Origin of the sequence: Metallosphaera tengchongensis (assembly GCF_013343295.1) — an archaeon.
GTDB classification, from domain to species: Archaea; Thermoproteota; Thermoprotei_A; order Sulfolobales; family Sulfolobaceae; genus Metallosphaera; species Metallosphaera tengchongensis.
The window spans coordinates 1,385,555-1,412,298 of record NZ_CP049074.1 but is presented as its reverse complement, the minus strand read 5'-3'; the positions used below and the strand labels follow the sequence as shown (position 1 = coordinate 1,412,298).

Here is a 26,744-nt window from a genome sequence, read left to right as displayed (position 1 = left end):
TCGCTTTCCACCTTTCTGCGTCCACAATTTCCTTAGCCTCCAAACCTCCCTACCTCCAGCCCCTTCTCAACCTGTTCGTGATCTTTCTCAGAGGGAGGCGGAGAAACTATGTGGAGCACCTCCATTTCCGTGTCGGCCTGGACACCCCTCTTCACTCCTCTAGGGACAACAACAATATCCCCCTCAGAGACCTCGAACTTCTCCTCTCCTGCAACGACTTTACCCCTGCCCTTTCTAACGTAAAGTATCAGGTCTATGTCTGGACTATGCACAGGTATGAATTGACCTGGCTTAAAGTAGGCCAGAATCACTGCGTAGGTTGAGGTCTTGTAGACCTGGACAGGTGTAAAGGAGCTGTCAGAGAACTTCTTATTCTTGTCAAAATCAGTATAAAGCACCTTTCTATCCACCTGAGAGGTTTTCTTTTTAAGGTAGGCCAACCACCTGCCTTCTCCCTCCTCCTTAGCGTAATAGGCGTCCATATCGAAGTCGTCCCTATGGGATAAGAAATGTATCAGATGGACCGGTTCGTGGTCGTTTAATATGAACATTCCATCTCCAGGTTTAAGCTTCTCGAACTCCTGAAGTATTAAGCTATGCCTGGTGGAAGGGGGATACTTCCTTACATCTAAAACTTTCTGCTCCATGATATCCCTTCCCTTCAAGTTTTCAAAAGGGTGTACCCTTATTGTTAAGGGTGTTTACTTACCTAGTTCTAAAGACGCCCTTTGGCCAGAAGCTCCAAGAGCGCTTACGTTATGAAAAAGTTATTAACTTATGTACGGAGATCCTACTGTGGAGGATAAGGTTGCTGTTCTACTTTTGTTGCTCTTCGTCTTATCAACGATCGGGGTCATCAAGGCCCAGAGCTCCGTAGAACCCTTGTTTCAAATTAGTAATGTCTCCAGAGTCTACGGGATATTCCTCAATAACTACACTACCTACGTCGTTGGGGCCCAGGAAGGCGAGATTTACGTCTGGAAAAACAGTACTGGCTACTTCATTGGAGATGGAACCGTTAACAAGACCGCCTCATTTCAGAACTTGATCGTAATAGTGGGAGAGAGACTCGTCAACGGGAGTAAGTACCCCACTATGTGGATATTCAACGAGAGCCTAGATAGGAACACGTCAGTTAATATAAATTCCATACCGATCGCCGTAGGATTTTTGAGGAATTTCGTATTGCTTGTGGACGTAGTTCGCGAGGGGAACGCTCAAGGAATTTATTTATATGCGTATGCGGAGAGTAATACAAAAGGACCGTCAACAACTTATCAGATAGTTAGTAACGTAGAACCGGGAAATTACGGGGCTGTTTTCCTCAATTACACAATCTCTCCGAGTTATACAACTACATACCTTTTGACATGGTATCAAGTGAATGGGGAGTTACAAGTGAGTTTAACGCAAATCGGCCTGGAAAGAAATGGTGTGATTACAGGCATTCCACAGCTCGTGAACGTAACTCAAGGGATAGCTACTGTTATCTCAACGCCCGACGAGGAAATATTATGGGTGAACCCAGGTCATCTCTATTTCGCGTATGGAAAGTATAATGTAAGTGGTTCCCTTAATCTTCCTAACTCGACCCAGTACCTGAATCCCGTAGATGTCTCGGTTGGTGAAGGATATCTATGCGTGCTCTTTCCCTCCACGTTAGTGAAAATAAACGGGCAGGGCGTGACTTACCACAACCTGAGTGGGAATTGGAGCTCAGTAGTGCCTGGACCCTTGAACTCAACGTTCCTTTTTGGTCACGGAAAGGTCGGAGTCTATGAGGAAGATACTCTGAACACTTCGAAAGGTCCCTCCGTCACTCAAGTCCTCTACGCGGCTAACGGGACTGCTTACCTTTACGGGAATGGAGAGATCTACACTTTCAACATGTTTACCGGAGACTTCACGTCTTTTCAGATCGGGAACTTAGTGGGTTACCTGCTGACATCAGATGGGATAGAGTACGCGTCCATGTCTGGTAATACCCTAAACTTTGACCTCTTACCATACGTGCCTTATTATGAGGCTTCCATATCTCTACGTAACTACAGCGGGAATTGGACCATTGAGTTGGGGTTAGTGAAGGATGAGGTATCAGGGACCCTACTTCTTGTGCTGCCGACCAATAACGCTTCGTATCAATTTAAGGTATACCCGGCCCCAGGGTACAAACCGTTAACAGGGGTCTTGACTCAAGTTAATAGTACTCTATCGCTGAACGTTGTGCCTAAGTCCTTCAGGGTTGTCTTCCTGGAGACAGGGCTCAACCAATCCAGTGGAGAGTCATGGGGGGTTCAGATAGGGTCCCAGGAGTTCAAGACCAACTCCACGTTCCTTGTCGTTAACGAGACTATAGGGGTCCATAACTTTACGATTATTCCCCCCAAGTACTTCAAGTATACAGTGAACGTAACCACAGCTGGCTTGGTGAAGGTGACCCCAACTACCTTTTCGGTTAATCTGCCTAACGGAACCAAACTTGGTGGGATCTCGGTACTGGTCTTAATAAAGTTTAAGGAGGACCAGTTCAGGGTGAACCTGTCGGAGAATGGGGTTAAGGAATGGAGCGTGCTCATAAACAACACGAGATATAACCTAACGGGAAACAGCTCCGTTCTCCTGTACCCAGGAACCTATTTGGTCCGTGTTCTTTCCATCCCAAACTACAGCGTATTACCTAGCAGCGTTTCCCTTGAGGTACCGCAGAATGCGTCAGTGTACTTCAACTTTACAAGAAATCAAAACGTTACGCGAGAAACTAATCAGACCACAGGTGTAACCAAAACCAATTCGACTACTACAGGTACATCTAACGTTACCTCCTCTGGTACAACACCAAAAGGTATTTTCTCAAGTTACTATTCAAGGGTAGTATCTTTCGTAATAGTTCTGGTCATCGCTATCCTAGTGGCCTATAGGCTCAGGAGATGAGACTTAGTGGAGTTAAGATCCACCACGGGTTAGGTATTATTTACTCAAGCCGTGTAACTGGTCCAAGACCTCCTTAATGGACGGTCTCCTGGTGTGATCCCAGTGGGTCATGGATTTCACAAGAGGCTCAATTTCCTTAAACCTCGATAGTTGGATTGAAGCGTGTGCGACCTTGTAGGCTTCCCTTGCCTTCTGTAGGCTGGACCTATAATCTCCGCGTCTTAGGAAGAGGTCTACTGCAGTGTCCATCTCTCTGACCATCTCAACGGGGTTAAGTGGGGACCCGTTCACAAGCTTATATATGGTTGCACCCAAAGCGTAAACGTCCATATCAGGCCTAGCGCCCTCCCCTCGTAGCATAGCCTCAACTTGATCCACAGGGCAATATTCACCTGTGTACTCGCTTATCCTCTCCCCAGTTCTCCTGGCTGAGCCAAGGTCTCCAAGCTTCACCTTAGTCTTCCCAGACCTCAACCTATCTAACACCTCACTCCCCACCGAACCCGGATCTTCGCTGAAAAAGACGTTCCTGGGCTTTACGTCTAGGTGTACGTAGTCCTCACTGTGTACCACGTAAAGGGCCTTCGCGATATTTATGAAGACCGTCTTGACTATCTCCGGCCAGTTGGACGACAGAAACACAGCCTGCTTGGAGGTCAAATCCTCAGCGGTTCCACCAGTCATGAGCTCCATCACGATGGCAGGGGGGTTGGTGAGGTATAGGAGGGTCTTTCCGCTAAGGATTTCGGCTATGGTGTTGACGTCAGCGTAAATGCCGTAAAGCTTTACTATCTCCTCCGACCTTTCTGAGATCTCCTGGAGCTTGGAGGACTCCCTGCTCAGGTCGGAAAAGGTTGAGAGCCCGATCCTTGTCTGCGATCCTGATGAGGACGGGAAGATATTTACTACCTTGATGGCGTACCTCTTCTTCTCCCTGCTACCGAGAAGCACGAAGGACGTACCCCCAATCCCCAATATACCCTCTACCTCATAGCCGTAGATTGACCTGCCTACCCAGGACTTAGGATCCCACGACCTCAATGAGGGAATAGAGACCGCGACCTCTTTTCTCTCAGTCTTGGAAAGCTTATCCTTTACCGCTTCCACCACAATCTCATACTTTCCCTCCTTGTTAGTAGGTACCATGGCCGTGTAGATGCCAGGGTCGGGGTTGCTAAAGGGCACCAGCTCGCCGTTCACCTTTATGTCTATCTTGTCCACTGAAGACCTTACACCGTCCACGTAAGTTTCAACAGTAATTAAAAGATCTGGCCAACGCTGTTCCACCTTCATCTCTATCGTCATTTCTAGGGATTTGACCTCCACCTCCTTAGTGTAGGACTCTGAGGACCCCTTGGAAAGCCTATTGACCTCCACTAAGTATTTCCCTGGTGATTTGAGGGGGTACTCGGCTTCGTATAGTGTACTGTTCACTCTCCTAGTTTGGATCACTTCGTTGTTTACCTTCAGCTCAAAGGAACCTGTTTTCTTGGAGAAGTTGAGCTTAATTATCATTTTCTTCCCCTGCACTTCAGTGCTTATGGTCAAAGGGGAGGCCTTATTGCCCACGGACAACGGTACAGTCTTTGGCTGGTTTACCATCACCTTTCTGGACGTGCACTCGTTCCCTATACACAGTTTGACAACGTGCTCACCAGGGCTCACCTTTGAAGTGGATACGCACGTTTCACTGCTGCACGAAAATTTTAGGGGTTTGGAGTCAAGGAACAGGGACTCCTTTCCAGTCGACTTAAACTTTACCTCCAACGATTCTCCTAGAACCTTTAGTTCCATCTCCAGGTTTCTCCAGGGGAGTGAACTTGATCCGACTAAGAGGGGCGCAAAAACAAAGTTCAGGGTTGAGGCAGGTGGTACGGATGATGGAAGAAGAAAGATCAGGGCTGAGAAAGCAAGGAAGACTAAGCTAGGTATCTTCTCTCTTCCTAGCAGTATTAAAATCAAGGAGATCACGGTTATGTACGTTATCCAGGTCTCAGGTGAACTGATGGTCAAGATAAGACCATTTAACGGGAATGCGGCGGATGAAAAGACTAAATCATAAGAGATCAGAGTGGACAATAGAGAGAGAATAACGGAGACAGCAAGCCCCCAGGCCCTCCTAGTGGCTTTAAGGGGTGGAATTAGAAATAGAGGTACCCCTGCAAGCAAAGTTAGTGAGTTCCCTGGTAGGAAATAGGAGAAGCTGTAGGAGACTAGGAATGCAGTTACCGACGCTATGAACGGGACTAACATGGGTTCACTGACGTTCCTCCCAGTAATGGAAACCCCTAAAGACGACGCCATCATGACTGAGCCAAGGATAAGGGATAACGGAGAGGGGTTTAAGGAAAACTGAGAAGAGCTTGACAGGAGACTTAAAGCTACCCCAGGTATGGAGAACGCTGGGACTACGAAGAAGTTTGGTTTATAATACGAGAGCGAAATCGCTGATAGAAAGATTGCTACGAAGAGGTAAAGATTACTTAAGTCCTCCTGGGTAACCATCACTTGGGTTATCAGGTAGAGCATAAAGTAGATTGACAGGATGATGTAAACTACAGAGATCGCCTTGTTACTTATGACCATGGTACTCGTAACCCACCTTGAGTTCTTGAATTATGGTTATCATTTACTGATAATATAGCTTTTCCCATAGGGGTTTTGCACTGGCTAGAAAGTCCAGAAGGTCTGTCAACTATCAAGGTGCAACTACTTCCCATGGCGTCTCTTTACCACATAGAGAGATGATCCCGTCGAAGTAATAAATGTTGTCGAGGCATATATTACAATACAACGATTAATTATAGAATCCATGTAGTAATTTAGATGAAGATAGTAATTTATGTTCCCACACAAAGTTATGGACATGTCTGTAGTTTCCTGTTTTAAGATAGTCCCTGATGACACTTTAATCAGACCCGTAGGGGGGAAACTTGAGACAAACGTACAGGTCAAGATAAGCACCTACGACAAGAACGCCATTGAGGAAGCTGTGAGGATCAAGGAAAAAACAGGGTGGAAGGCGATCGGTATCACAGTGGGGAACACAGATAGAAAGAGCGTAAGGGAGGCCCTTTCAATGGGTCTCGATGAGGTCATTTCAGTGAGCTCGCCTTACCTGGACGTACCTGGAACGGCCATGGCTGTGGCTGAAGCCATCAAGGGGCTCTCCCCTAAGATAGTGCTCACCGCCGAGACGACTACGGACAGTAGCACTTCAGCTTTCCCTCCCTACTTGTCTCAGGTCCTGGGGTACACCCTTGTTTCCTTCGCGAGGTCCATCGCCGTTCAGGGAGATAAGGTGAAGGTTGAGAGGAGCGTCGGAGACATTGAGGTTATTGAGGCTCCTCTCCCCGCAGTAATATCCGTCACAGGGGAGATAAACACTCCCAGGACGCCCTCTGTGAGACAGATCATGGAGTCCTCCAAGAAACCAGTCAAGCAGGTTGAGTTCTCCCAAGTACCCTTGACCGAGCTAGTGGAGGTTAAGCCTTTCGTGGTAAACAGGAAGAGGGTCATAATTGAAAAACCAATGGAGGAGGCAGTGGAGCAACTCCTAAGCTACCTCAAGGGGGAGGGTATACTGTGAGAGTCCTAGTCATGTCTGAAGACCCGGAGTTCTTTAGGTCCGCGTCGGCAATGGCACAGAAGCTTGGAGGAGAACTCCTGGGCATTCACCCGTCTGAAAGCAAATACGTTGATGTATTGTACGTACCGGACCTCCACGATGGCTGGGAAGTACCACTGGCCGATTTCGCCTCCACGTTGACCCCAGACGTGGTCGTAACAGGTGGGACTAGAAGGGACAAGACCTTTGCCTTCTCGCTTGCAGGGAAGCTTAGGTCATCTGTGGCGTCGGACGTAACTGAACTCTCTCTGGGTGATTCATTCCTGCTCGCTAAAAGGGTAGTGTACAGCGGGATGGGAATAGCAACGCTAAAGCTCAAGCTCCCCGCAGTGGTGACCGTTCAGAAGAACGTCATGGAGCCTGATATAAGGAAGGGAGAAGTGAAGAAGGTCCAACTACCAGAGTCCAACGTAAAGGTCCTGAGCAGGACACCGGCTCAGCAGTCGGTCAGCCTGGATAAAGCCAAGATAATTGTGTCCGTAGGTAGGGGCATGGGCTCAAAAGAGAACGTCAAGTACGCAGAGGACTTGGCCAAAGTCTTGAACGGAGCGGTAGGTGGTAGCAGACCCGTCACAGCTGAGATGGGCTGGCTCCCTGAGGACAGGCAGATAGGCCTCTCCGGTAATAAGGTAAGACCACAGCTCTACATTGCCTTAGGAATTTCAGGTCAGCCTCAGCACATAGCTGGGATTAGGGATTCCAGGGTAATAGTAGCTGTAAACAAGGACAAGAACGCTCCCATAACTGAAAACGCAGATTACACCGTGGTGGGAGACGCTATCGAGTTTTGTAAGGTTATGGTGAGGAGGCTAAGCAAATGAGCTTTGACGCTGATGTGATTGTGGTAGGAGGGGGACTCGCAGGGCTTTCCGCTGGGATAGTGAGCAACAGGGAGGGCCTCTCAACCCTAGTCCTGGAGAGAGGCGAGTACTCAGGCTCAAAGAACGTCAGCGGAGGGAGGATGTACGTACATGCCCTCAAGAAGTTAGTGGACATACAGGACGCTCCCCTCGAGAGACCTATTGTCAGGGAGACCTACCTTTTCAGGTGTGGGTCAAAGGAGGTGACGTTTTCGTTCTATGACCCAGACTCCAGGAACAGCTACTCAGTCCTAAGGGCTAAGTTTGACCCTTGGTTGGCAAAGAAGGCTGAGGAAGAGGGGGTCCTAATCTCCTACGAGACCTTGGTGTACGACGCTGTGAGGGAAGGGGGAGGGGTCACACTAAGGACTAATAGGGGCGATTTAAGGGCTAAACTAGTCATAGAGGCTGACGGTGTTACAGCAGGGGTCTCGAGATACCTCGGAGTGAGAAGATTGGACCCGGACTTCCTAATGCTAGGGGTTAAGGAAGTGGTCAGGCCAGAGGTGTTACCAGAGGAGGGAGAGGCTAAGGTTCTCGTCGGGTTCTTGAACGGACTCCTGGGTGGAGGTTTCGTGTACGTTAATAAGGACACCCTATCCATAGGTGCTACGGTGAAAGTGAGCTCTCTCCAAAAGGAAAAAGTCCTAGCCAGGGAAATAACTGAAGACTTAAGGGAGAAGATGGGAATTAAGGGAGAGGTACTGGAGTACTCTGCCCATCTAATCCCCTACTACGGGTTCGATAACCTCCCTCCACTTTATGCCCCTAACCTCCTGGTCACGGGGGACGCTGCAGGTCTCCTAATTAACGACGGTTTCGTAATAAGGGGTATGGATCTGGCTATAGGGTCAGGTATGGTAGCCGGTCAGGCAGCAAAGAAGGTGCTGGAGAGTGGAGATGCGACTAAAACCCAAGTGTACGAGGAGATGTTGAAGGAGTCCTTTGTCATGAAGGACATGATGACGGCGAGGAGGGCTTTTCAGCTCATGAACTCTGAGAGGTTATTTAAGACCTACCCAGACCTACTCTGCAGGGTCATGTCCAGGATGTTCACAGTGGAAGGTGAGAGAAGGAGACTAATGGACGTAGTTAGAGAGGAACTGGCTGGATATAACTTGACCCTCTCCCAGGTGTTGAGGGATCTCATCAAGGTGATGTGAATGGACCTACTGAAAAGACTGGGACTGAACAAGTACAGGATAGACAAGAGCTCCCACATCCAGGTTAACCTGGATATATGCAGAACATGCGTTGAGAAACCGTGCATCAAGGTGTGCCCTGCAGGGACATACGAGAGGTCTGGAGACGTTATAGAAGTGCACTATGAGAGATGTCTAGAGTGTGGAGCAGCGCTTGTGGCATGTCCTTTTGGCGCGATTTCCTTCAGGTTTCCCGAAGGAGGGGTAAGTTTCAGGTATGGCTAGCGTTGGTAAAAGAACGGCTGACCTCACCTTTTAGGAGATGGGAAGGTAAGGTAAAGTTTTAGAGATATCCTGCTTAGGTCTAGAGAGCTAGATTCCAAGTGACCCGCGTTGAGAGGAAGCGACTCCTACTTATTCCTTGTCCTAACCTGAAGATCTAAACGTGGGTCCACTTACACCTTCCCGCTATCTCATCAAGGTTTTCTCTACCCAAGCTTGTATTACCTTGGAAATCTCCCCATACATGTGCTTAGGCGGAGAGTGCCTCATTTCAAGGATCACCAATTCGCATTTGTTCCCCTTTGATCTCACCTCCTTACATAACAACTCTGAGTGCTCCTTAGGGACTACTTCGTCGTGCTCACCGTGAATTAGTAAAACATCCCTCAGGCAGCTTGAGTACGTAACGGGTGAGGTCTCCACGAGCTTTTCCTGGGGGACTGAAGACAGAAACGAGTAAAGCCTCCTCTGTTCACTCCCTTCTGGGAACTTGGACAAGTGTGATAACTGGAGGAGTCTGTCACTTGGGGCTGACACTGCTATGACTGGAACGCCCTTTTTAGCAGCTGCAAGGAGAGCTATCGTCCCACCCCTGGAGTGACCTGCTATGATATCGAAATTCATTGAGAGTGCAACCCTCAGTCCATCCTCTACGTCATACTCAAACTGGGGAACCTTGACGTCCCCGAATCTCTTTAAGGGCTGAGCCAGCCAATCTACTTTGTCTGGAGAAGAGCCCCTTCCGTGTAAGACTAATGATAGCATGGGGATGCGTCTCAAATTGAGGTAAAAAACTCACTCCTTGATGGACGGGTTGATTCATCTCATCATCTGCGTTGAAGTATCCCCTTCCTTTTGAGCTTTAAGTCCTTTACCATTGAGGAAGTCCTAGCTGAGACAGGAAGGAGGTCAGAAGTGAAGACAAGACGTAAAATCCACCTTAAAGGCGTCTCCTTATCCTCTCCATGTTTACAATATTATCGAAATTCTTTATTTGTTTTTTCATTCTATTTGAAATGAAATTAACGATAGGCTTCTCCCTGTCCCCTGAATAGTCTATAGCAATGCCTATTTCCTCTAACAAGTGACTAATGGTAATTTTACCGTTTCCCTTGGGGGGAACCCCCTTGAAGGAACTATCAATTGACTTGGATGAGGACTCTTGTATCAAGCCAGGTTCCACAACTAAAACGTAAATCACCGAGTCCTTGGACACGTATTTTCTCACTCTAGCCTCCACATCAAAGGACGAAAACATTGTGTAAAAGTCCCCGTATAGGTAGAATACGCTGTCGTCCTCTTCCTTGACTATGGTGAACGGCGTGAAATTGGAGAAGAAGAACCTTTGATCAGAGAAGAGTTTTAAAAATACGTCCTTTTCCATCTTTACTGGAACCGCTAACTTGGTCTCCACGATGTATCAATCGACATTACATGGATAAATTATTAACTTTCATTTTTTGGTCAGTGCTATGCTTTTAATTAATCAGTATATAGGTCACAAAGTCTGCGTTTGAGTTCGCTCCAAGGAAAATCTAGTGATATAAATCCAGGCTTTCCTCAGACAGCTTGCAAAGTAGGGAAAACCTCGCCTTTAAGGTGGGTTTTAAAGGCGTTTAATCCCCTTTTCACGTTCTACTTATGGGCAGGAGGGCCAAAAAGAGCGGGAACCAGATCAGGGGCACTATCTCTACAAAGATTTCCCAACGCCCCCATCCCTGGTTGAAAGGTATGAAAAAGATCTACGTTTCGTCCTCCCATGGTTGCGAGAGGACATACCAAGAAGTTGCTGAAACGCACGAGGGTAACTCACGAAACACTAAGGCAAAAGTTTGGCTCTCCAAGTTAGCTGTGAACTGCTGTATGTACCCCATCGCAAAGTCCGAGTCCCGGTCGAACAGCCTATGCGGTAGGTACCCTACTGTAGACAACGTGTATGTCTGGCTAACACCAGTACAATCCTACTCTATTTATTACCAAGATGAGCCTGAGGATAGCTGGAGTTGGTGAGTTACCGATACTAGGTTATCTAAAGAACTTATCGTGTGCAGCATACGATGGCTTTTACACAGCTGGAAGGGACCAGCAAATGAAGGAGTATATGGAGGATGTAAAGAAACACCAGGAGGAAATAATGAACACACTCAACATCAAATGTGAAGAATTTAACAAGTTCATCGAGGACAGGGAGTTCCTAGAGCTCTAAGGGAATCTGCTGAAAATGGCGATATCTTGACTTCCTTCTTGAAATAGAAGTGAGTCTTTACTCAATTTTTTGAAGACTAAACCCGCTCACTATTGTTTAACCAGGGAGTTTATTAAAACAAAAGAAAACCCGCCCCTTTCAAGGCGGGAGGAAGCCATTTAACAACAGTATTGGCTACACGATTTAACGGTTTTAAAAATGTTTAAATGCTCAAACTTCAAAATTAAAGTCAGAATGAGAAACATATTAAGATTAAACTATTGGGTAAGTAGAGCATTGATAAACGCGCGGGTACTCTTACACTCAGAATACGAAAAGGATCATCCATTAATGAGGTACGCTAAAAGTATAATAGAAGATCTAACAGAGGAAGTAAATAAATTGTGTGGGGCGAGGCGAAATGAATTGTAATGAGTTATATAATTTCTTAAATGTTAAGGAATTTATTGAAATAAAGAAGGAAAGAGATATTGACCTATTTAATCACCCTGTGGTTAAGAAATGGCATCAGTATTTTATGGAATTTTGGAGTTCAGACAAAAAGATCGCTCTACTATTGCCATGTACTTCAGTAAAGCCTTACTCTAGGTCAGCTACCCACAGATTAGCATACTCGCTATCGAGAAAATATAAGCTAGATGACGTAATTCAAGTTTATTCAGTATCTGAGCCCATGTTGCTAGTCCCCAGGGAGATAGAGGAGTGCTACCCCTTTAACTCTTATGACTACCCTCCCTCCTTAATGAGTGAGGAGGAAAAAGAAGAGTTTATGAGACTACTAATTAATCCTTTAATGAAGATATCCAAACTTCATGAAAAAATAGTGGGGGTTTTGCCTAAGCATCATTATAATATAGTTAAGAGGGCTAGCGAGCTGGCTGGGATTAAAATTGAATTACACCCACGCGGGCGCTTAATGTTCAGGACTATAAGCGAGGTTATTAAAAGTTTATAGAAATGCCGATATGTTACGTTTGCAAAGATTGTAGAAATATATCATAAATGAAAATGAAAACCACCCCCTTTAGGGTGAGGAAGTCAGTCAGAGTGAGGGTCGTAGTCTATCCATATAGTTTACATTATTTTTTGTTTGTTTATTTTTCCCTCTTATGTTTCAAATTAGAGTCACGTGAAACAATACTATGTTCCACTGATTAATGAGAACTGGATAAAGCAGAAACACCAAACCTTATCCGAAAGGGCTGAAGATTTACCAAATAACGTTGAGGGTTTGCTTAATACCTTAGAGCGGAGCATCAATAGTCTTAAGTTAACCTTACAGAGCGTTAGGTAGAAGCTGCTAATTCTCTAAACCTCCTCTGTTTCCTCAAAAGTTAATATTTTCCTTAATGAAATACACTAGGAAAAGCCTTTTTTACCTACGGGGTAAGATAGGAAAACTAGGGAGTGGGGTCAGTCCCACAAGGGTTCTTCACCTCTCTGTGTGTCAAGCGTTCATCATCCCCCACTCCCTAATTCTACTTCTGCAATAACTTATTTAAATACTTATCGTTTTGTACGTTATAATCGTTAGTATCGCAATTGGAATATTATGACAAAACAGTAAATCTCGCCCTAAAGGGGAAGGCCTTCATCTTTTTTAGGCGGTATTACGTAAAGAAATCATGGCAGTCGATATTGGTAGCGTCTTAGCCCTCGTCCTCTTTCTCGTGTTAGTGGCGACCGTTATATACTATTCCAGGAAGACGAGGCAGATCCAACAAGAGGCCCAGCAACAGGCCCGCATACAGGCCCAGCAGCAGGCCCAGGCCCAGTTCGAGCAGTGGGTCAGACAGCATACCGATCAGCTCAGGACGCAGATAGAACAGGTTGCCCGGGATAAGTTTCAGGCTGAACTCGAGAAGTGGAAGAACGAGGCTGAGAGACAAATACGGAAGGACGCCCTATCGAAGTCGGCTAACACGGTCTTAGGGAGGATTGGCGAGGAGTTTGCACCCTTCCTCGTCGCTGGCCGTTATAACGTAAATCCGAAAGACTTCAGGCACCTTGGATCCCCTGTGGACTTCATAGCTTTCAAGGGACTGTCTGACGACAAGGAGGTAGAGATAATCTTCTTCGAGGTGAAGACTGGGAACCAGAACCTGAACACAAACGAGAGGAAAGTGAGGGATGCCATAAACATGAAGAGGGTCAGGTATGAGGTCATAAACTTCAGTGAAGTCCTGGAGGAAACGAAGAAGAGGTTGAGGGAGGAAGTGGAAAGAGAGGTTGAAGAGAGTTAGTCTTTTTCGTTTAACTGATTGCGGAAATATTCTTCTAGAGTTTCGAAAAACTCTGAGAGCCTCCTGTCCTCGATGAACTTGTTAAATTCTTCACCAATGTTGTTGAGTATGTTCATTATTTCCTCTTGGTGTTTCCTTATACCTCCATATACTCTTCCATTTGCTGGTCCATTCCAGCTATGTAAAAGCCTTCGTTTACTGCATGCGATAAATAGTGGGCTGTGATTAGGAGGTCTAAAAACTTTATAATCAGGTATCTAACGAAAGGGATAAATCGGTCTACGTGTTTTTCTTTAACCCAATTTGTGGGATAGATCTTGGTAAGGGGTCTATAATAGGGACAATTAAATTGACGAATCCTCCAGCCGTGCTGAGTGCCTTGCTCCTTACATCATTATATTTTTCATACCTTATATTAATCGCATCATTATCTAGATATTTTGAGATATACTCGAAAGTCTTAGCCAGATCCTTCTCTTGAATCTTATCCGTGAATTCCACAATAGATTTGATCGATCATGATATGTCAGAGTTTTTGGCCGGGTAAGCCCAGGTCTACTCGTAACTATTTCTCAAGGAGGAAAAAGGTCTTCGGAGTTTTATCGCGACTACTCCAGCCTTTTCCTGCCTAGCGACCTTAAGGAGTGCCAGAATTTAGTCTTCTACATTTTCTGTTTATATTGCAGTATATTCTATTTTTATTTCAAACTATATTATAAACGGAGGAAAAGAAAGCCACGCCTTTTAAGGTAGGTAGGGAGCAACCAAAAGGAAAACTGCTGAAAAAGGTTCACTTCAGCAAGGATAGGAAGTCCGTGCCAGCATCAATTTTAAGGACTTGTGACAGGCCAATTTCAAGACCCCCTAACCCACCTAGTCCCGAGAAGAAGGGAGAACACAACCACCAGGAGGAATCCCACTGCGATCTCCAGTACTTGCGTTGGATCCCCCACGACAACCGATTGGTAGAGCCCGTACCCCATCACCACGGCTGTGACTAGGGAGAACAATCTGAAGTATCCCCTTAACTTCATGGAGACAAAGGCTATTAGAAGGGAAAGGTAAAGCAAGAAGACGGAAGGCGCTATGGTGAGGTTGTAGTAGGTCAAGGGGGAAATTAAACTGATTAAAGATGTCCCCAGGAAAGCCCCCACTGCCCATTCTCCCCTTATCCTCATGGCTTTAGAGACCCTTCCAACTGCAATGGCCTCTAGAGCCACCAAGCCCAACATGGAGACACCTTGGTAAAGGTCGGAGTTATTGGTCTCCAGAAAGGAGCCTATGGTAAGGAATAGGAGCCCAGTTACCAAGGAAAGAGGAATGATGGACGCTGAACCCCTCTCCACTTTTAAGTAGGGTATCAACGTGACGCATACTAAGAGGAGGGAAGAGTTAAGGAGATCGGTGAAATTTGGGAGCGAGACCCCAGGAAAGGACGCATGCCAACCAAAAAACACTAGGATGACCTGAAGGGCAGCAAGGGGAATTAGGATGCCTTGAAACCTCTGGAGAAGGAGGGTAGAGGTCATGACCAGTAGGAGGACTAAGGTCGCGTATCGCACAAGAGCCCCCCCTGGGAAGTCGTAAAACACAGCGTAGTCTATGGTGTAAGACAAGTAAAGGAAGTAACTGGCGAACCAGGAGATAAGCTGTAGGTTACCCAGCCTAGAGTCCTTTACAACATCGTAAAGACCTAGTTCAGGCCACCCACCCTTCAAGAAGATGTAGAGCGAGACCCCTAAAGGGAGCAAGACCAGAGCTGTAAGAATAGAACCTGTAAGGCTCTCGTGTAGAGTGGCTAAAGAGAGGGGTGCACTAGCGTTCAACGCAATGGCGAGGAACTGGGCTCTCCTTTTCAACAGTCTAGTCTAGTTCCGCTCCGCTTTAAGCGTTTTCCAAGATCTGTATGTGGACTAAGTACTCACCGAGGGGATGCCAACGTTAAAATATCACCAAGTGTAACAATGTTATGCTTCAGCAAATTCTTGAGAAGTATAGGAAAGTCTGGTCCCTAAATCATTCCCTTTCGCTCATGAGCTGGGACTTGGAGACCTACATGCCTGAGCAGGGATCTAGCCTGAGGGGAGAGGCAATTGCGAACATCTCCACCATGGTCCGTGAGCTAGTGCTTTCCTTAAAGGACGACGTCAACAGGGTGGACGAGTCCAGCCTAGACGATTTTGGCAAGGGGGTGATAAGGGTCCTCAGGAGGAGCTTGAAATTTTATACTGCAGTTCCCAAGGAGATCACTGAGGAGCTCGATAGACTGACCTCCAAGGCAGTAGTAGTCTGGAGGAAGTCCAAAAGGGACTCGGACTTCCCGTCCTTTAGACCCTACTTGGAGAAGATAGTGGAACTTCAGCGCCAAGTAGCTGAGAAGCTCGGCTACAGTAGGGAGCCATACGACGCCCTAGTGGACCTTTACGAGGAAGGGATTACCACACAGGACCTGGACAGGGTCTTCTCCTACCTCGTCCCAAACATTAAAAAGGTGTTAGATAAGGTGGAGGACGAAGGTTATTTCCCAAGCTCTCATCCGCTCCAAGACTATAAATACGATAGCTCATTGATGCAGAGGGTCAACGAGGAGGTCCTCAAGATCCTAAAGATGCCCACTGACTCCTTTAGGATGGACGTCTCAGCTCATCCCTTTACCATAAGGATTTCCTCCAAGGACGTCAGGATCACCACGAGGTACGAGGGGGTTGACTTCAGGAACACCTTATTCTCTGTAATCCACGAGTCCGGTCACGCCATGTACGAATTAATGGTCGACCCTTCATACGAGATGACTCCGGTTGCTGGGGGAGCGTCCACGGGCATTCACGAATCGCAGTCCCGTTTTTGGGAGAACGTGGTAGGCAGGAGTAGAGAGTTCGTGAAGGTGATATACCCATTGGTCAAGAGGTACCTTAACCTTGAGGTTGACGAGGAGTCCCTGTTTAAGTACTTTAACTTAGTTAGGCCCAGTTTGATCAGGGTGGACGCGGACGAGGTGACGTACAACCTTCACATAGCCCTCAGATATGAAATAGAGAAGGGTCTAATCTCTGGAAAGCTCGAGGTCAACGACCTTCCTTCTCTGTGGAACGACTTTATGGATAAGTACCTCGGAGTTAGACCAAGGAGTGACGGCGAAGGGGTATTGCAGGACATCCATTGGTCTCAGGGGAGCTTCGGGTACTTCCCCACGTATACCCTCGGCAACGTTCTCTCAGCAACGCTTTACCACGGTATGGGGGACTTACCCTCTAGGGTTGAGAATAAGGACATTGACGGGATCAAAAGCTTCCTCTCCCAGAAGATTTGTAAGTACGGTGCAGTGTACTCACCTAGGGAGCTGTTGGCTAAGTCCTTCGGGGAGGTCTATAATCCTGAGAGGTTAGTGGACTACTTGGAGAGGAAGTACACTAGTTAGTGAATATAACCAACAGGGTTATACCCCTGGTTTTTCAGATTCTTCAATAAAAGAGAAACTTAATATTTGGTTTAGAACTGACAGGAATTAATCCAGCCTTAGACAACTTAATCAAGGTCCCTAATTCACCTATTAGCCCGTCTCTAACCTCTTCACTGGAGTTGGCATGAAACCGGTCTTTGAAGTAAAATCCCTCACGTCCACTGGCTTAAGCCTAGCAATCACCACCTTTCCCAGGAGCCCTCCAAGGTCAACCTCATCCCCGGGCTTCCCGTCGAGTGGTATTACCCTTACGCCAAGTATCTTATTTAGTATCAAACCCATGGAGAGCACGTCTAGGATCAGAGCAGTCACCTTGTCGTGTCCCTCATCTCTACTCACTCCAACCATGTCGATGCCACTGTTGCATACCGCTGACATGGCCAGCAGGTCATTAACCTCTAGGTAACCTTCTTTCATTCTATTGGCCATGATGGAGTCCTCACTTACAGGAATGAATGCGCTGCTTAGTCCACCCACCAGATTTGTCGCCATGGAGCCTCCCTTCTTCACAGCGTCCATGAGAAGGGCCAACGCTGTGACCGAGCCGTGACCTCCTATCTTGGAGATACCCATGCTCTCCACAATCTCCGCGACGCTATCCCTCACTGCAGGTGAGGGAGCCAAGGAGAGATCCACCGACCCCATTTGAACTCCAAGTTCCTCGGAGACGGTCCTTCCTACCAGTTCCCCTAGTCTAGTTACTTTGAACGACGCTTTCTTGACCACTTCGTAGAGCTCCTGGAAGGTTGAGGGTCGGCTCCTCCTAATCGCTCCGACTATCGCACCAGGACCACTGACAGCAATGTTTATGGAGGCGTTGGGCATGCCCCTCCCGTGATGGGCGGACGGGACAAAGGGCGAGTCTTGAGGAGAGTTTGCCATTATCGCAACCCTAGAGGAGGCGTAGGGGGACATTTTCATGATTTCGTCCACGAACATCTTCACAGCGTCAACGTTAAGTCCTTCTTGAGTGGAGGCTGAGTTAAGCATTCCAGAGAGTCTCTGGGTAGAGTTCATGACCTCGTGGAGGGATAGAAGAAGTACGTAAGATCCCCTCCCCAGACCCCTGTCAGCGTAGGCTGAGAACCCGCCTATGTAGTCTATCCTAGACTTAAATGCGATCTCATCTAATTTCCTTCCTAGTCTTAACGCGTATTCGGTGTCTGGTATAGGCTCTAGGAAGTACTGGACCGGAGACACCGCAACTCGTTTAGTCACAATCTTTACTCCTAGTTTCTCCTGTACGTGGTCCACAGCCTCAGAGAACCTAGTTAGTGGACCTTGAAGGTACGAGAGTTTCTCCAAAGACCTCTCTGGGGAGTCGGAGACAGCGTAAAGCGTGTTAACGCTGAGAGTCACTGACCTGATATCGAGATCCTCCCAGCTGAGCATGTTTATTACTTCTCCCATCTCATCTGCGGTGTACTTCAATTAGACCCTCTCCATGAATTTGAAAACTTCCCCGTGGTATACCAGCACCTCCACCCCCAACTCCTTGCCTTTTGCCTGAAGCTCCTCCCTTAACTTTCCTATCCCAACATTACCTGTATCTAGATCGACTACCATTATCATGGTGAAAATTCCGCGAAGGACGGTCTGAGTAATGTCTATGATGTTCACGTTCCTCTCCGCTAGCTTAGAAGAGATCCCAGCCACAATTCCAGGCTTGTCGGCCCCTATGACTACAACTATTGCTGTCTCCATCTATTTTGGATTTAGTTCTTGTGTTTTTAAGTTGATGTCTGGATGCGGAGCTAAGGGAGACATCATCCCCTCCCTTATCCTGAAAGGAGGGGTCTCGAGAGTAGAGGTTTATTCCATTATCCTAAGACTGTACAAAAAGATAATAACAGATCTCCAAAGCTTAAAATAATATGCACAAAATCAATGTTTTGCTTAAATTCTAACTTTAAAGCTTAAATTTAGGTTGAAATGTCTAAGCAGACCTCCATGACAAGTAACGTGTTACTTCCGATAATCGGGTTTTCCCTCTCCTCCTACACCGTGATGAATTTTATATTCTACTTAAACTATTTAAATTACAACAACCCCTTGAGCTATATCCTGATCGGAGCCCCGTTCATAGGAAGGATCTTCACCCCCATAACGTATAACTTGCTGTACAGGTTTGGAACCAACAGGTTGATGTTTGGTACGCTGGGACTGTTGGGCTCAGTTAACCTAGTGGAGAGCTTTACAGGAAACTTCGACGTTCTGCTCGCGCTTAGGGTTATCTCTGGGATCTTATTTGGTTTAACTACATCAGAGTCCATGAGGTTAGCAAGCGAAAGTGGGAGCAACGTTGTAGTGGGACTAACGATGGGAGGATGGGCCCTTGGATGGGTCTTGTCAGCTGTGAGCGACTCTCTCCTTGGGAAATACATGTTACTACCAAGCTCTGCTCTCTTGGCTTCATTTTTATTCGTTGGGAGAGCGGAAAATAGGGTAGCAGTGAAGGGGAGTAGGATAGCCCTTTCAGCAAAGGCATTACTGGTCTTTCTTTTAGGCTTAGAACCAGCCTACATCCTCCAGGTAATCCCCTCTATTCTAGGTTCCGAGTCAGTTATGGAGACAATTGCGTCTTACTCCGTCTCTTTTCTAGCGTATATTGGAATGTCTTTCGTGAGGAGGATAAGGTACGTTGCCTTATTCGTTTTACCCTTGGTTGGAGGCTTAGGCTTCGTGGCCTTCATCTCGTCCTACCCCTGGTTGCTCGCCGCTTTCACAGTTCTAGGGTTAGGTATAAACGCAGTGTTGCCCATCATGGTCAGATCAATGGGGGTGGAACCTAGGAAAATAGGACCTTCAATGAACTTGGCGTCAATATCAGGTTTTCTCATACCAGTGCTTGTTGGCCTAGGAAACGTAAGGATAAATTCCGCCTTGTTGACATTATTGATGTTAACTGTGCTCTCTTCGATAGTTTTCATAGAACTCAGAGATAACTCTAAGGTAAGCGGAAAGTGATGGTGTCTAAACGGGGTCAATCGCCAAACCGCTCTGACCTTCCCTATAAAGGGCGAGATTTTCCGTCTCTTTATCACGGAAACTTTTCTCCGGTTCGTACATTGAACCTCTACAGTTACTGGGCTACACGCTCTTCTTGATGACTAGATACAACTGACATTACAACTCGGTTTGAACTAGGGCTCGGTGGCCAAAGTTGATAGATTTTAAGCAGTTACTCCATTAGATCTAAGCCCACCTTATCCAGACTTGCAAGCCAGTTCAAGAACTTCTTGGCATTCTCCCCCTCAAATATCGAACCGTGCTGAGGGGCTATGGTCTCAATGTCAAGTTTAGATATCTTTTTGAGCCAGATTTCGATGGCCTTTTTCGTTGCTATATATCTCCTATGAAATCCCTCCATATACTTCACGTGCTCCTCAAAGTTTTCAACTGTGAGGTACCATTTACCTTCAGGAAAGACTGCAGCACCCAGATCGCCGGAGAAGTAAATTTTAGATTTAGTATCATAGAAGTGGAAATTTCCAGGAGAATGCATGAAATGGGCAGGTACAGCCTTAATAACATTACTATCGATTGGTATATCCATACCCTGATCCGGTATGTCCACAATCCTGCCTGAGGCCTCAAATCCTAGATGAGGCAGAAATCTCTCCCACAATTCAGACGCATATACCTTAGCGTTAGGGGTTACATCTAACCATAGGTTAAGTCCACCTATTACGTCTGGATCCTGATGGGAGTAAAGTAAAGCAACCACGTTCTCTGGTCTTACGAATTCCTTAACGTTTTCGTAGACCCTTTCAAAAACAAAGTATCCGCCTGGATCTAGGATAGCGCCCTTATCTCCGTCCACTATAAGATACTGGTTGGTTAGGACTCCCTTCTCGTGCTCGGATTCGTCCAGACCTAACCAGACGAATCTGTGATCCTTTTCTTCAAATAGGACATAAGGTCTGTGTAACTTCATGAGATCACCTCTAGAGCTTTGGGGGATAGAGCTGTGTAGACGTGTACTTTGAAGGTACCACTTAACGCGTTAAGGATTTCCTCGTCAAAATATTCCTTACCGTCCTTCATCAAGTACACACCTGAAATGTTTCCGTTAACTATGAGTAGCCTGAAGGACGAAGACCCACTCCCTGAAATGTAGATAATTGGATACTCCGAAAACTCTGAAATTAACTGTTGCAAATAATCTATAACCTCACCTTGATTTAAGGTGACCTCTTGACTACTAACTAATTTGGATTTAAGTATCAACTTTGATAGAAAAGAAATCTTAGAAAGATTCGCGGAATAGTCTATCCTCCTTTCCTCTACCCTTGCCCTGGAAAGCTCCTTATTAACTCCACGAATTATCTCCCCAAGGATTGCGGGGAGGCTTTTACTCACAATCCACTCCTTCTCCCCCTGATAGGACAGGGAGATCTTTACCTTATCCCTATCCTCGGCAACGAAAATTATCTTAAAATTATCGTTATTCCCGTTAACTAGCTTGTACTCTATAAGCCCACTACCAACGTATGAAGGGTTTATCGTAAAGGAGGACTCATAGGAGAAGAACATCATCCTAGTGAACTTCAGCTTAACGGTATTACCATTAACACTTACAACGTTTGGGATGACAGATATGACGTTATCAACGGATTTAGCCCAAGTTAGAACATCAGCGCTTCTCTTCTTTTCTATCTCCGTTGAAGTAACTTTGGTCATTTAAATCACGTTGGCATTTACGCAATTTTAAGTATTTGTTTCCAATATCACAGGAATAGAACTTAAACCGTGTTAATTCTATTGATTTTAAAAAGATATAAATGCATGCTATACGATTTAATCTTCGTGAATTTATATTGATTATAATAAATTAATGATGAAAAATTTTATTTGGGGGATTTTGCCCAGAGTATCCAGAACTGCTGATAACGGACGTCCACTCACTACTGAGTACGGGAAGAAATTCTTCAATGTCTGAAAGTTAATCTTTTAAATAAAGCTGAAAGAGTATGGAAAGTGTCTAACTGGAAGCAGTTTGTGAGTTTAGCCCTACTCATATCGTTCTGGGGCTCAGCGTTCCCACTGATAAAGATAATATTGGATTTCATGTCACCATTCCTCATAGCCTTAATAAGGGTTCTCGTGGGGGGGACAGTGCTCCTCCTGGTGTCCAGGAGATTTATTTACGGAGTAAAGGAATCAATCTCCGCAATACTTAACATCGGACTCTTTCTGATCCTTTTAAACTTAGGTATCGAGTTCTCCCCAAACCCAGGTTTAGCTTCCACCTTGATCTACACGCAGCCCATATTCGTTCTCATCCTGTCAAGGGTGATCCTCAAGGAGAAGATCAACCTTCTCCAGGCTATGGGAATACTCACTGCTTTTCTAGGGATTTTCGCCTCAGTGGGGGGAGGAGGTTTCGATCTAGGCAGTTTGATCTCCTTGGGCGGAGGACTGACATGGGCTTTAGGGACAATATATTACAGGGTAAACTTGAGGGATAGGGACGTATTAGCTCTAAACTCGTATATGTCCCTGTTCTCCTCGCTCATCATATTTCCGGTCTCTCTTCTGAATTTCAAGATTGAGTGGAACGCTGAGGGGATTGGTTTAGCCCTGCTGGTCTCAATAACTGCCCAAGCTTTAGGTTTCATCCTGTGGTTCTCGACAGTGAGATCGATCGGACCAGTTAAGGCGAGTAGCGCAGTGTTATTGGTCCCAGTGTCCTCCTACCTGTTCTCTTACCTTCTCCTGGGTGAGATCCCGTCAGTCATAGAGATAATTGGGTCCGCAGTTACGTTGACTGGAGTCTTTCTGACCTTTTTGCCAGGCATCGGGGTCAGGAAGTAGAGAAGAATTTCTCCATTCTCCTCTTTGCCTCGGACGAGAGCGAGAGGAGCGTCAGCTCCCTAATTGCGTCCCTAACGTCCTGGCTGTTCCTCCTAATCCACTTCTTCATTACCTTGATGGAGTTGGGGTCTATCCTTGACAACTTCTCCAAGGTTCTCTGGACCTCGCTCTGTAACTGGTCTTCCTCCACCACGATGTCCACAAGTCCCAGTTCCCTAGCCCTCAGACTATCCACAACGTCTCCAGTGAGAGCCAGCCAGGATACAGCCCTTCCCAACCCCCTTACACCAGCGGTAATGGCCATGGGCGGTATGAGTCCGAGTTTACCCTCAGGTATGGAGAAAGTTGCGCTTTTAACTGCTATGACCACATCCATGAATAGAAGGATTTCACAACCTCCTCCGTAGGCTAACCCGTTAACTGCAGCAATAATTGGCTTCTCCGTTTGGATCATACCCTCTACAGCGTAGAGCAGGGAGTCGAAAAAACCCACCGCGTCCTCCTGACCTTTCAACTGGAGCATAGCCCTTATGTCGTCCCCTGAGGAGAACGCCCTTCCCTTACCTGTAATAACAATTGCCTTAGAGTGAGACGAGTTTGCCTTCCTAATGAAGTCCCCCAATAGCCTCCAACTCTCCTCGTCCAAAGCGTTGAGTTTCTCAGGTCTGTTAAAAGTGATGACCGAGACTTCATTCTCCTCGTAAAGGACTTTCTGATCCTGTGGCATAACTACGGTTATTCTTAAAGTTCTAAAATGGTTTTTGTTGAGTTAGACTAACTGTCCCCTCTTAGTCTTAAAGGAATGGGTTTGCCGAAGTCTTGGGTACTCCTCCCTTTAAGGTTATCAAGCATGACGGTCTTAAAGTGGTCGTTGATCCACACTATCCATTAGCTCGTTGCGCTAAGTGTGGGGAAAAAGGAAGAGTCGCAATAGGTACTTCCGCTGTCCCTCTGGTTATGAAAACCACCGTGACGTTATCGCAATCATGGATCTGTATGGGAGTCCTCTTCCTCCTAGGCTACCCCGAAACGAGAGATGTGGACCCGAACCCATGAGAGGAACCCTCCCTTGGCTGGAAGGAGGTCAGATGGACTGGTAATACCCCCATTCGTCACCTCCTTGGAAGTCCTCATAACTAAAACAGTCTATTAATTTAAATTGAAAATATATGATCGAATTAAAAATCTGAAATGTATTTGGAAAAGATTTTTTAACTTCCAAGTTTTATTAAAGACATGAATCCTTTTAAAAAAGAAAAAATCTATAAAGTAAATGGAGATCTTCAGCAGATTGCCAACCGTTTCTCTCAATATCTGCAGATGGATGGGTGGAAGGTCCAATCCAGGGTAGAGGGTGATAAGGTCATACTACAGGCACAAAAGGGAGGAATCTTGAGGGATATAATAGCTGCTGACAGGGCTCTCACGTTCGTTATGGAAAAAACTACGGAGGGTATAAAGGTTACTGTGGGCGTAGGGAAGTGGAAACAGAACTTAGCTGTCACTGCGATAGAGACCATATTATTATCGGAGTTGTTCTTAGTCGTAGACGTACCTGAGATGCTCTGGAACTCCCACATAGAGGACAAATTACTTAAGGAACTGGACAACATTGTGGGTATATCGACTTAATCTCTTTTTCTTTTCTAACAAGGCTTTTTTCAGACTTTTCCAATAAGGTTAAAATCATGGACTCTGATAATAGCTCTATGAGATCCCTCAAATACTCTATCCCAATAGCCTTGGCGGTGTGGTGGTTGCCAATTCTTAACGGCGTCATTGTTGGGCTTGTGACAGGTTTCTCTGAAAGGCGCAGGGACGTGGCTCTGATATCTGCGTCAGTTTCGTCAGTGCTAGCTACGGCTGTGTACGTATTCCTAGCCTACAAGGTTCTCGACGTTCCGCTACTGGGGAACCTCCTCCCAGTTTTCACTGTTATATTCTCGTTGATAGGCATCTCATTGAGCGTAACTATTTCCTATTTGGTTTCCAATAGGACTACGTTTTCAGTTATTACTCCTGAAGGAGCAGATATGGAATTCTATGTAAAAGATAACTCAGAAATTGAGCAGAGGTTGAGTTCATTGACTGCTGGGTGTGGTGAGCCTTCCTACAACATCCTTGACGAGAATAACGTGACTGTTACTAGGAAGTGCAACGGATACGAGATAGAGTATAACGTGAAGAAAGAAGGTAGGATGTACAAGGTCAACGTACACGTTAAGACCCACTTCGAGTAACCTGGTTGAGAGGAAGATCAGGTAAGGACCTTGAAGTGGAACTTAGAAAAGGGTAATCTCGTCCTTGACCTTAAGACCCTTCTCCTGTCCTCTTTCATTACTTCTCCCTCCACCTAGCAAGTTTGACGGCGAGGGCGATAAAAAACGGTCCTTCTATGAAAAATAGGAGGGTAGCCAACGGGTTAGCCTGCGTCAATCCAGCTACGCTCTGCGATAGAACTGATGCTGGAGATGAAGGGATTGCTAGGGAGAGGTACTCCACTATGCCCTTCAGTACGGAAAATGGGTAGTACACAGGAGGTATTATTGTGAGGACGGTTCCCATAACGCCTGAGACCGCCCAGGAATGCCTAGTGTAGGGGATCAGGGTACCTATGATGAACGCTAAACCAGTCAAGGAATAGTTTAGATACACAGCTATCAGAAAGTCCAACAGAGCCGAGAGTGGAGTAAACACTCCTAAGAGTAACCCAAGCGCTACGTAGGCTAGCATCCCAACGGAAGAGAAGATCAGGTTTGCTGTTGATAGGCCTAGCATGTACTCAGCGGGTCCGACCTTAGTCGCAATTAACATGTCCTGGATCCTCATCTCCTTCCTCAACATCACAACGTCTGCTAAACTTACGACCGAGTTAGTGCTCACAACTGCAATAAGCCCGCCCACAATCGCGTACTGGAGAAGGGAGCCCCTGGAGAGGACGTACACCAGGAAGAGGATAGACAAGGGAGTTATTAGGTAACTAAAGACGTATGAGTAACCCCTCCTAAGGAAGGAATAACCGTAAAACCACGCAAAGGTAAATATGAACTTCCAGTTCAATTCATTTCCTCCCCGTTGATTATGAAGAGGTCCTCAAGAGAGACCGGCTTTATTACAGCTTTACCAACTATTTCCCTGGCACTCTCCTTATCCATGTAGGTTATTTGAGTCCTTCCAATGACCCTATCTCCAATTCCCTCTACCCTGACCTTTCCCTTCAATGGAGCTAATAGCTCCTCTTTAGTCCCCTTCGCTATGACCTTACCCTTCCCTAGCATTACTATCTCTTGGGACAGCTCCTCTGCCTCCTCCATGTAGTGAGTGGTTAGGACGACCTTGGATCTGATAGTCCTTATGACCGACCAAACCTCCAACCTAGAGATGGGATCTAGACCTGTGGTGGGTTCATCAAGGAAGATAAGCTCCGCGTTTGACGCCAAAGCCATTGCCACGAACACCTTCCTTTTCATTCCACCAGACAGGTCATCGCACGGCTTGTCCTTAACTTCCCAGAGGCCTATCTCTTTAAGGGCTCTCCTCGAGTCCTCCAAGGCGTTGCTGATTGAACTCCCCCTAGCGGTAAGGAACATGGTCAAATGCTCCAAGGGACTAGCGAAGCCCACAGGCTTGGCCTCCTGAGGAATTGAAACTATCAGGTCCCGCAATCTCCTATCTTCCTTGACAACGTCCAGGCCTAGGATCCTTGCCACCCCTTTGGTTGGTAATAACTGGGTGGAAAGAATTCTCATTAAAGTAGTTTTACCTGCTCCGTTCCTACCCAGAACTGAAAGGACCTTTGAGTAGGAAGAAAAGGTCACACCGTTCAACGCGACAGTTCCGTCCCTGTAGATCTTGGTCAGATCTTCAACCTCTATCATGTTAGTAGAGTCGAACCATAGCCTAATATAACTTAAGTTAAGGGAATAAATTTTGGGGGCAGGACGCCCTCTGATCAACCTCTTTATGGTTTCATCCCCGTTCAACTTTAGGAGCTGCAGCAACTCTTCATGGCTAAGACAATCTCTTAAGGGTAAAGGTCACGCTGGACATAAGCCCTACGCGTTGTCGAACTAGAGAAAGGAGGACCTTGCCCTTAAGGGCGTGAAGCAGGCCAGATTCAGGGTAAACATTGCTCAGAAGGTTAAAGCTCGGACCGTGGAATGAACCTACGGGCT

The 26,744-nt window shown here is 46.4% G+C and carries 27 protein-coding genes; 14 read left to right on the top strand and 13 right to left on the bottom strand.

What is annotated here, in order from left to right; genetic code table 11:
• Positions 1 to 32: 32 nt before the first annotated feature.
• Positions 33 to 647, bottom strand: coding sequence for a DUF2249 domain-containing protein (locus tag GWK48_RS07680; RefSeq protein WP_174631085.1), 615 nt, complete (start codon positions 645 to 647; stop codon positions 33 to 35).
• Positions 648 to 777: 130 nt separating this feature from the next.
• Between GWK48_RS07680 and GWK48_RS07675 the strand changes: the two genes are divergently transcribed.
• Positions 778 to 2,931: a hypothetical protein gene (locus GWK48_RS07675; RefSeq protein ID WP_217451745.1), complete on the top strand. Its 2,154-nt coding sequence runs from the start codon at positions 778 to 780 to the stop codon at positions 2,929 to 2,931.
• 36 nt (positions 2,932 to 2,967) lie between these two features.
• Here the strand turns inward: GWK48_RS07675 and GWK48_RS07670 are convergent, their stop codons facing one another.
• Positions 2,968 to 5,517, bottom strand: a complete 2,550-nt coding sequence (locus GWK48_RS07670) for a protein kinase domain-containing protein (RefSeq protein WP_174631081.1) — start codon at positions 5,515 to 5,517, stop codon at positions 2,968 to 2,970.
• A 280-nt stretch (positions 5,518 to 5,797) separates the two neighbouring features.
• Here GWK48_RS07670 and GWK48_RS07665 point away from each other — a divergent pair, with 280 nt between their 5' ends.
• The 4 genes from GWK48_RS07665 to GWK48_RS07650 are packed head-to-tail and all read left to right on the top strand — an operon-like array spanning position 5,798 to position 8,846.
• The gene (locus tag GWK48_RS07665) at positions 5,798 to 6,520 is read left to right on the top strand and encodes an electron transfer flavoprotein subunit beta/FixA family protein (RefSeq protein WP_174631079.1); all 723 of its coding nucleotides are present in this window, start codon (positions 5,798 to 5,800) and stop codon (positions 6,518 to 6,520) included.
• A complete protein-coding gene (locus GWK48_RS07660; RefSeq protein WP_174631077.1) occupies positions 6,517 to 7,380 on the top strand; it encodes an electron transfer flavoprotein subunit alpha/FixB family protein in 864 nt (287 codons plus the stop codon). Before GWK48_RS07665 ends, GWK48_RS07660 begins: the two co-directional genes overlap by 4 nt.
• Positions 7,377 to 8,582 carry an FAD-dependent oxidoreductase gene (locus tag GWK48_RS07655; RefSeq protein ID WP_174631075.1) on the top strand — a complete coding sequence of 402 codons (1,206 nt, stop codon included), beginning with the start codon at positions 7,377 to 7,379 and terminating at the stop codon, positions 8,580 to 8,582. The genes GWK48_RS07660 and GWK48_RS07655 overlap by 4 nt, the downstream gene beginning before the upstream one ends.
• On the top strand, positions 8,583 to 8,846 hold the full coding sequence (locus GWK48_RS07650) for a ferredoxin family protein (RefSeq protein WP_174631073.1): 264 nt from the start codon (positions 8,583 to 8,585) through the stop codon (positions 8,844 to 8,846).
• 183 nt (positions 8,847 to 9,029) lie between these two features.
• Here GWK48_RS07650 and GWK48_RS07645 read toward each other — a convergent pair whose 3' ends face one another.
• Positions 9,030 to 9,608 (bottom strand): alpha/beta hydrolase family protein, encoded by a 579-nt coding sequence (locus tag GWK48_RS07645; protein WP_174631071.1) that lies wholly within the window; start codon positions 9,606 to 9,608, stop codon positions 9,030 to 9,032.
• Positions 9,609 to 9,783: 175 nt separating this feature from the next.
• Positions 9,784 to 10,257 carry an STK_08120 family protein gene (locus GWK48_RS07640; protein WP_174631069.1) on the bottom strand — a complete coding sequence of 158 codons (474 nt, stop codon included), beginning with the start codon at positions 10,255 to 10,257 and terminating at the stop codon, positions 9,784 to 9,786.
• Positions 10,258 to 10,484: 227 nt separating this feature from the next.
• Between GWK48_RS07640 and GWK48_RS07635 the strand changes: the two genes are divergently transcribed.
• The 4 genes from GWK48_RS07635 (at position 10,485) to GWK48_RS07620 (ending at position 13,292) form a co-directional block, all read left to right on the top strand.
• Positions 10,485 to 10,853 (top strand): hypothetical protein, encoded by a 369-nt coding sequence (locus GWK48_RS07635; RefSeq protein ID WP_174631067.1) that lies wholly within the window; start codon positions 10,485 to 10,487, stop codon positions 10,851 to 10,853.
• Positions 10,825 to 11,049: a hypothetical protein gene (locus tag GWK48_RS07630; RefSeq protein WP_174631065.1), complete on the top strand. Its 225-nt coding sequence runs from the start codon at positions 10,825 to 10,827 to the stop codon at positions 11,047 to 11,049. Before GWK48_RS07635 ends, GWK48_RS07630 begins: the two co-directional genes overlap by 29 nt.
• A gap of 400 nt (positions 11,050 to 11,449) precedes the next feature.
• Positions 11,450 to 12,004 carry a DUF5591 domain-containing protein gene (locus GWK48_RS07625; protein ID WP_174631064.1) on the top strand — a complete coding sequence of 185 codons (555 nt, stop codon included), beginning with the start codon at positions 11,450 to 11,452 and terminating at the stop codon, positions 12,002 to 12,004.
• A 670-nt stretch (positions 12,005 to 12,674) separates the two neighbouring features.
• On the top strand, positions 12,675 to 13,292 hold the full coding sequence (locus GWK48_RS07620) for a Holliday junction resolvase-like protein (protein WP_174631062.1): 618 nt from the start codon (positions 12,675 to 12,677) through the stop codon (positions 13,290 to 13,292).
• Between the two features lie 279 nt (positions 13,293 to 13,571).
• On the opposite strand, the gene GWK48_RS07615 is transcribed toward GWK48_RS07620, so the two are convergent.
• Together GWK48_RS07615 and GWK48_RS07610 are read right to left on the bottom strand one after the other, a co-directional pair.
• Positions 13,572 to 13,793 (bottom strand): hypothetical protein, encoded by a 222-nt coding sequence (locus GWK48_RS07615; RefSeq protein ID WP_174631060.1) that lies wholly within the window; start codon positions 13,791 to 13,793, stop codon positions 13,572 to 13,574.
• 353 nt (positions 13,794 to 14,146) lie between these two features.
• Entirely contained in the window at positions 14,147 to 15,151 is a 1,005-nt protein-coding gene (locus tag GWK48_RS07610) for a hypothetical protein (protein WP_174631058.1), read from the bottom strand.
• Between the two features lie 110 nt (positions 15,152 to 15,261).
• On the opposite strand from GWK48_RS07610, the gene GWK48_RS07605 reads away from it, so the two are divergent.
• Positions 15,262 to 16,710, top strand: coding sequence for a carboxypeptidase M32 (locus GWK48_RS07605; protein ID WP_174631056.1), 1,449 nt, complete (start codon positions 15,262 to 15,264; stop codon positions 16,708 to 16,710).
• Between the two features lie 132 nt (positions 16,711 to 16,842).
• On the opposite strand, the gene GWK48_RS07600 is transcribed toward GWK48_RS07605, so the two are convergent.
• Together GWK48_RS07600 and GWK48_RS07595 are read right to left on the bottom strand one after the other, a co-directional pair.
• Positions 16,843 to 18,183: a DUF711 family protein gene (locus GWK48_RS07600; RefSeq protein ID WP_174631055.1), complete on the bottom strand. Its 1,341-nt coding sequence runs from the start codon at positions 18,181 to 18,183 to the stop codon at positions 16,843 to 16,845.
• Positions 18,184 to 18,456 carry an ACT domain-containing protein gene (locus GWK48_RS07595; RefSeq protein ID WP_174631053.1) on the bottom strand — a complete coding sequence of 91 codons (273 nt, stop codon included), beginning with the start codon at positions 18,454 to 18,456 and terminating at the stop codon, positions 18,184 to 18,186.
• Positions 18,457 to 18,684: 228 nt separating this feature from the next.
• Here GWK48_RS07595 and GWK48_RS07590 point away from each other — a divergent pair, with 228 nt between their 5' ends.
• Positions 18,685 to 19,719 carry a transporter gene (locus tag GWK48_RS07590; RefSeq protein ID WP_174631051.1) on the top strand — a complete coding sequence of 345 codons (1,035 nt, stop codon included), beginning with the start codon at positions 18,685 to 18,687 and terminating at the stop codon, positions 19,717 to 19,719.
• Between the two features lie 214 nt (positions 19,720 to 19,933).
• Here GWK48_RS07590 and GWK48_RS07585 read toward each other — a convergent pair whose 3' ends face one another.
• Both GWK48_RS07585 and GWK48_RS07580 read right to left on the bottom strand, forming a co-directional pair.
• On the bottom strand, positions 19,934 to 20,689 hold the full coding sequence (locus GWK48_RS07585; protein ID WP_174631049.1) for an oxygen-binding di-iron domain-containing protein: 756 nt from the start codon (positions 20,687 to 20,689) through the stop codon (positions 19,934 to 19,936).
• On the bottom strand, positions 20,686 to 21,435 hold the full coding sequence (locus GWK48_RS07580) for a hypothetical protein (protein ID WP_174631047.1): 750 nt from the start codon (positions 21,433 to 21,435) through the stop codon (positions 20,686 to 20,688). Before GWK48_RS07580 ends, GWK48_RS07585 begins: the two co-directional genes overlap by 4 nt.
• Before the next feature lie 297 nt (positions 21,436 to 21,732).
• On the opposite strand from GWK48_RS07580, the gene GWK48_RS07575 reads away from it, so the two are divergent.
• Positions 21,733 to 22,569, top strand: a complete 837-nt coding sequence (locus GWK48_RS07575) for a DMT family transporter (RefSeq protein WP_246263777.1) — start codon at positions 21,733 to 21,735, stop codon at positions 22,567 to 22,569.
• Here GWK48_RS07575 and GWK48_RS07570 read toward each other — a convergent pair.
• On the bottom strand, positions 22,559 to 23,296 hold the full coding sequence (locus GWK48_RS07570; RefSeq protein WP_174631045.1) for an enoyl-CoA hydratase/isomerase family protein: 738 nt from the start codon (positions 23,294 to 23,296) through the stop codon (positions 22,559 to 22,561). The genes GWK48_RS07575 and GWK48_RS07570 overlap by 11 nt on opposite strands.
• Before the next feature lie 509 nt (positions 23,297 to 23,805).
• Here GWK48_RS07570 and GWK48_RS07565 point away from each other — a divergent pair.
• Positions 23,806 to 24,201, top strand: coding sequence for a hypothetical protein (locus tag GWK48_RS07565; RefSeq protein ID WP_174631044.1), 396 nt, complete (start codon positions 23,806 to 23,808; stop codon positions 24,199 to 24,201).
• A 77-nt stretch (positions 24,202 to 24,278) separates the two neighbouring features.
• On the top strand, positions 24,279 to 24,809 hold the full coding sequence (locus tag GWK48_RS07560; protein ID WP_174631042.1) for a hypothetical protein: 531 nt from the start codon (positions 24,279 to 24,281) through the stop codon (positions 24,807 to 24,809).
• Positions 24,810 to 24,906: 97 nt separating this feature from the next.
• On the opposite strand, the gene GWK48_RS07555 is transcribed toward GWK48_RS07560, so the two are convergent.
• Together GWK48_RS07555 and GWK48_RS07550 are read right to left on the bottom strand one after the other, a co-directional pair.
• Positions 24,907 to 25,629: an ABC transporter permease gene (locus GWK48_RS07555; RefSeq protein WP_174631040.1), complete on the bottom strand. Its 723-nt coding sequence runs from the start codon at positions 25,627 to 25,629 to the stop codon at positions 24,907 to 24,909.
• The gene (locus tag GWK48_RS07550; protein ID WP_174631038.1) at positions 25,626 to 26,447 is read right to left on the bottom strand and encodes an ABC transporter ATP-binding protein; all 822 of its coding nucleotides are present in this window, start codon (positions 26,445 to 26,447) and stop codon (positions 25,626 to 25,628) included. The genes GWK48_RS07555 and GWK48_RS07550 overlap by 4 nt, the downstream gene beginning before the upstream one ends.
• Positions 26,448 to 26,744: the final 297 nt, after the last annotated feature.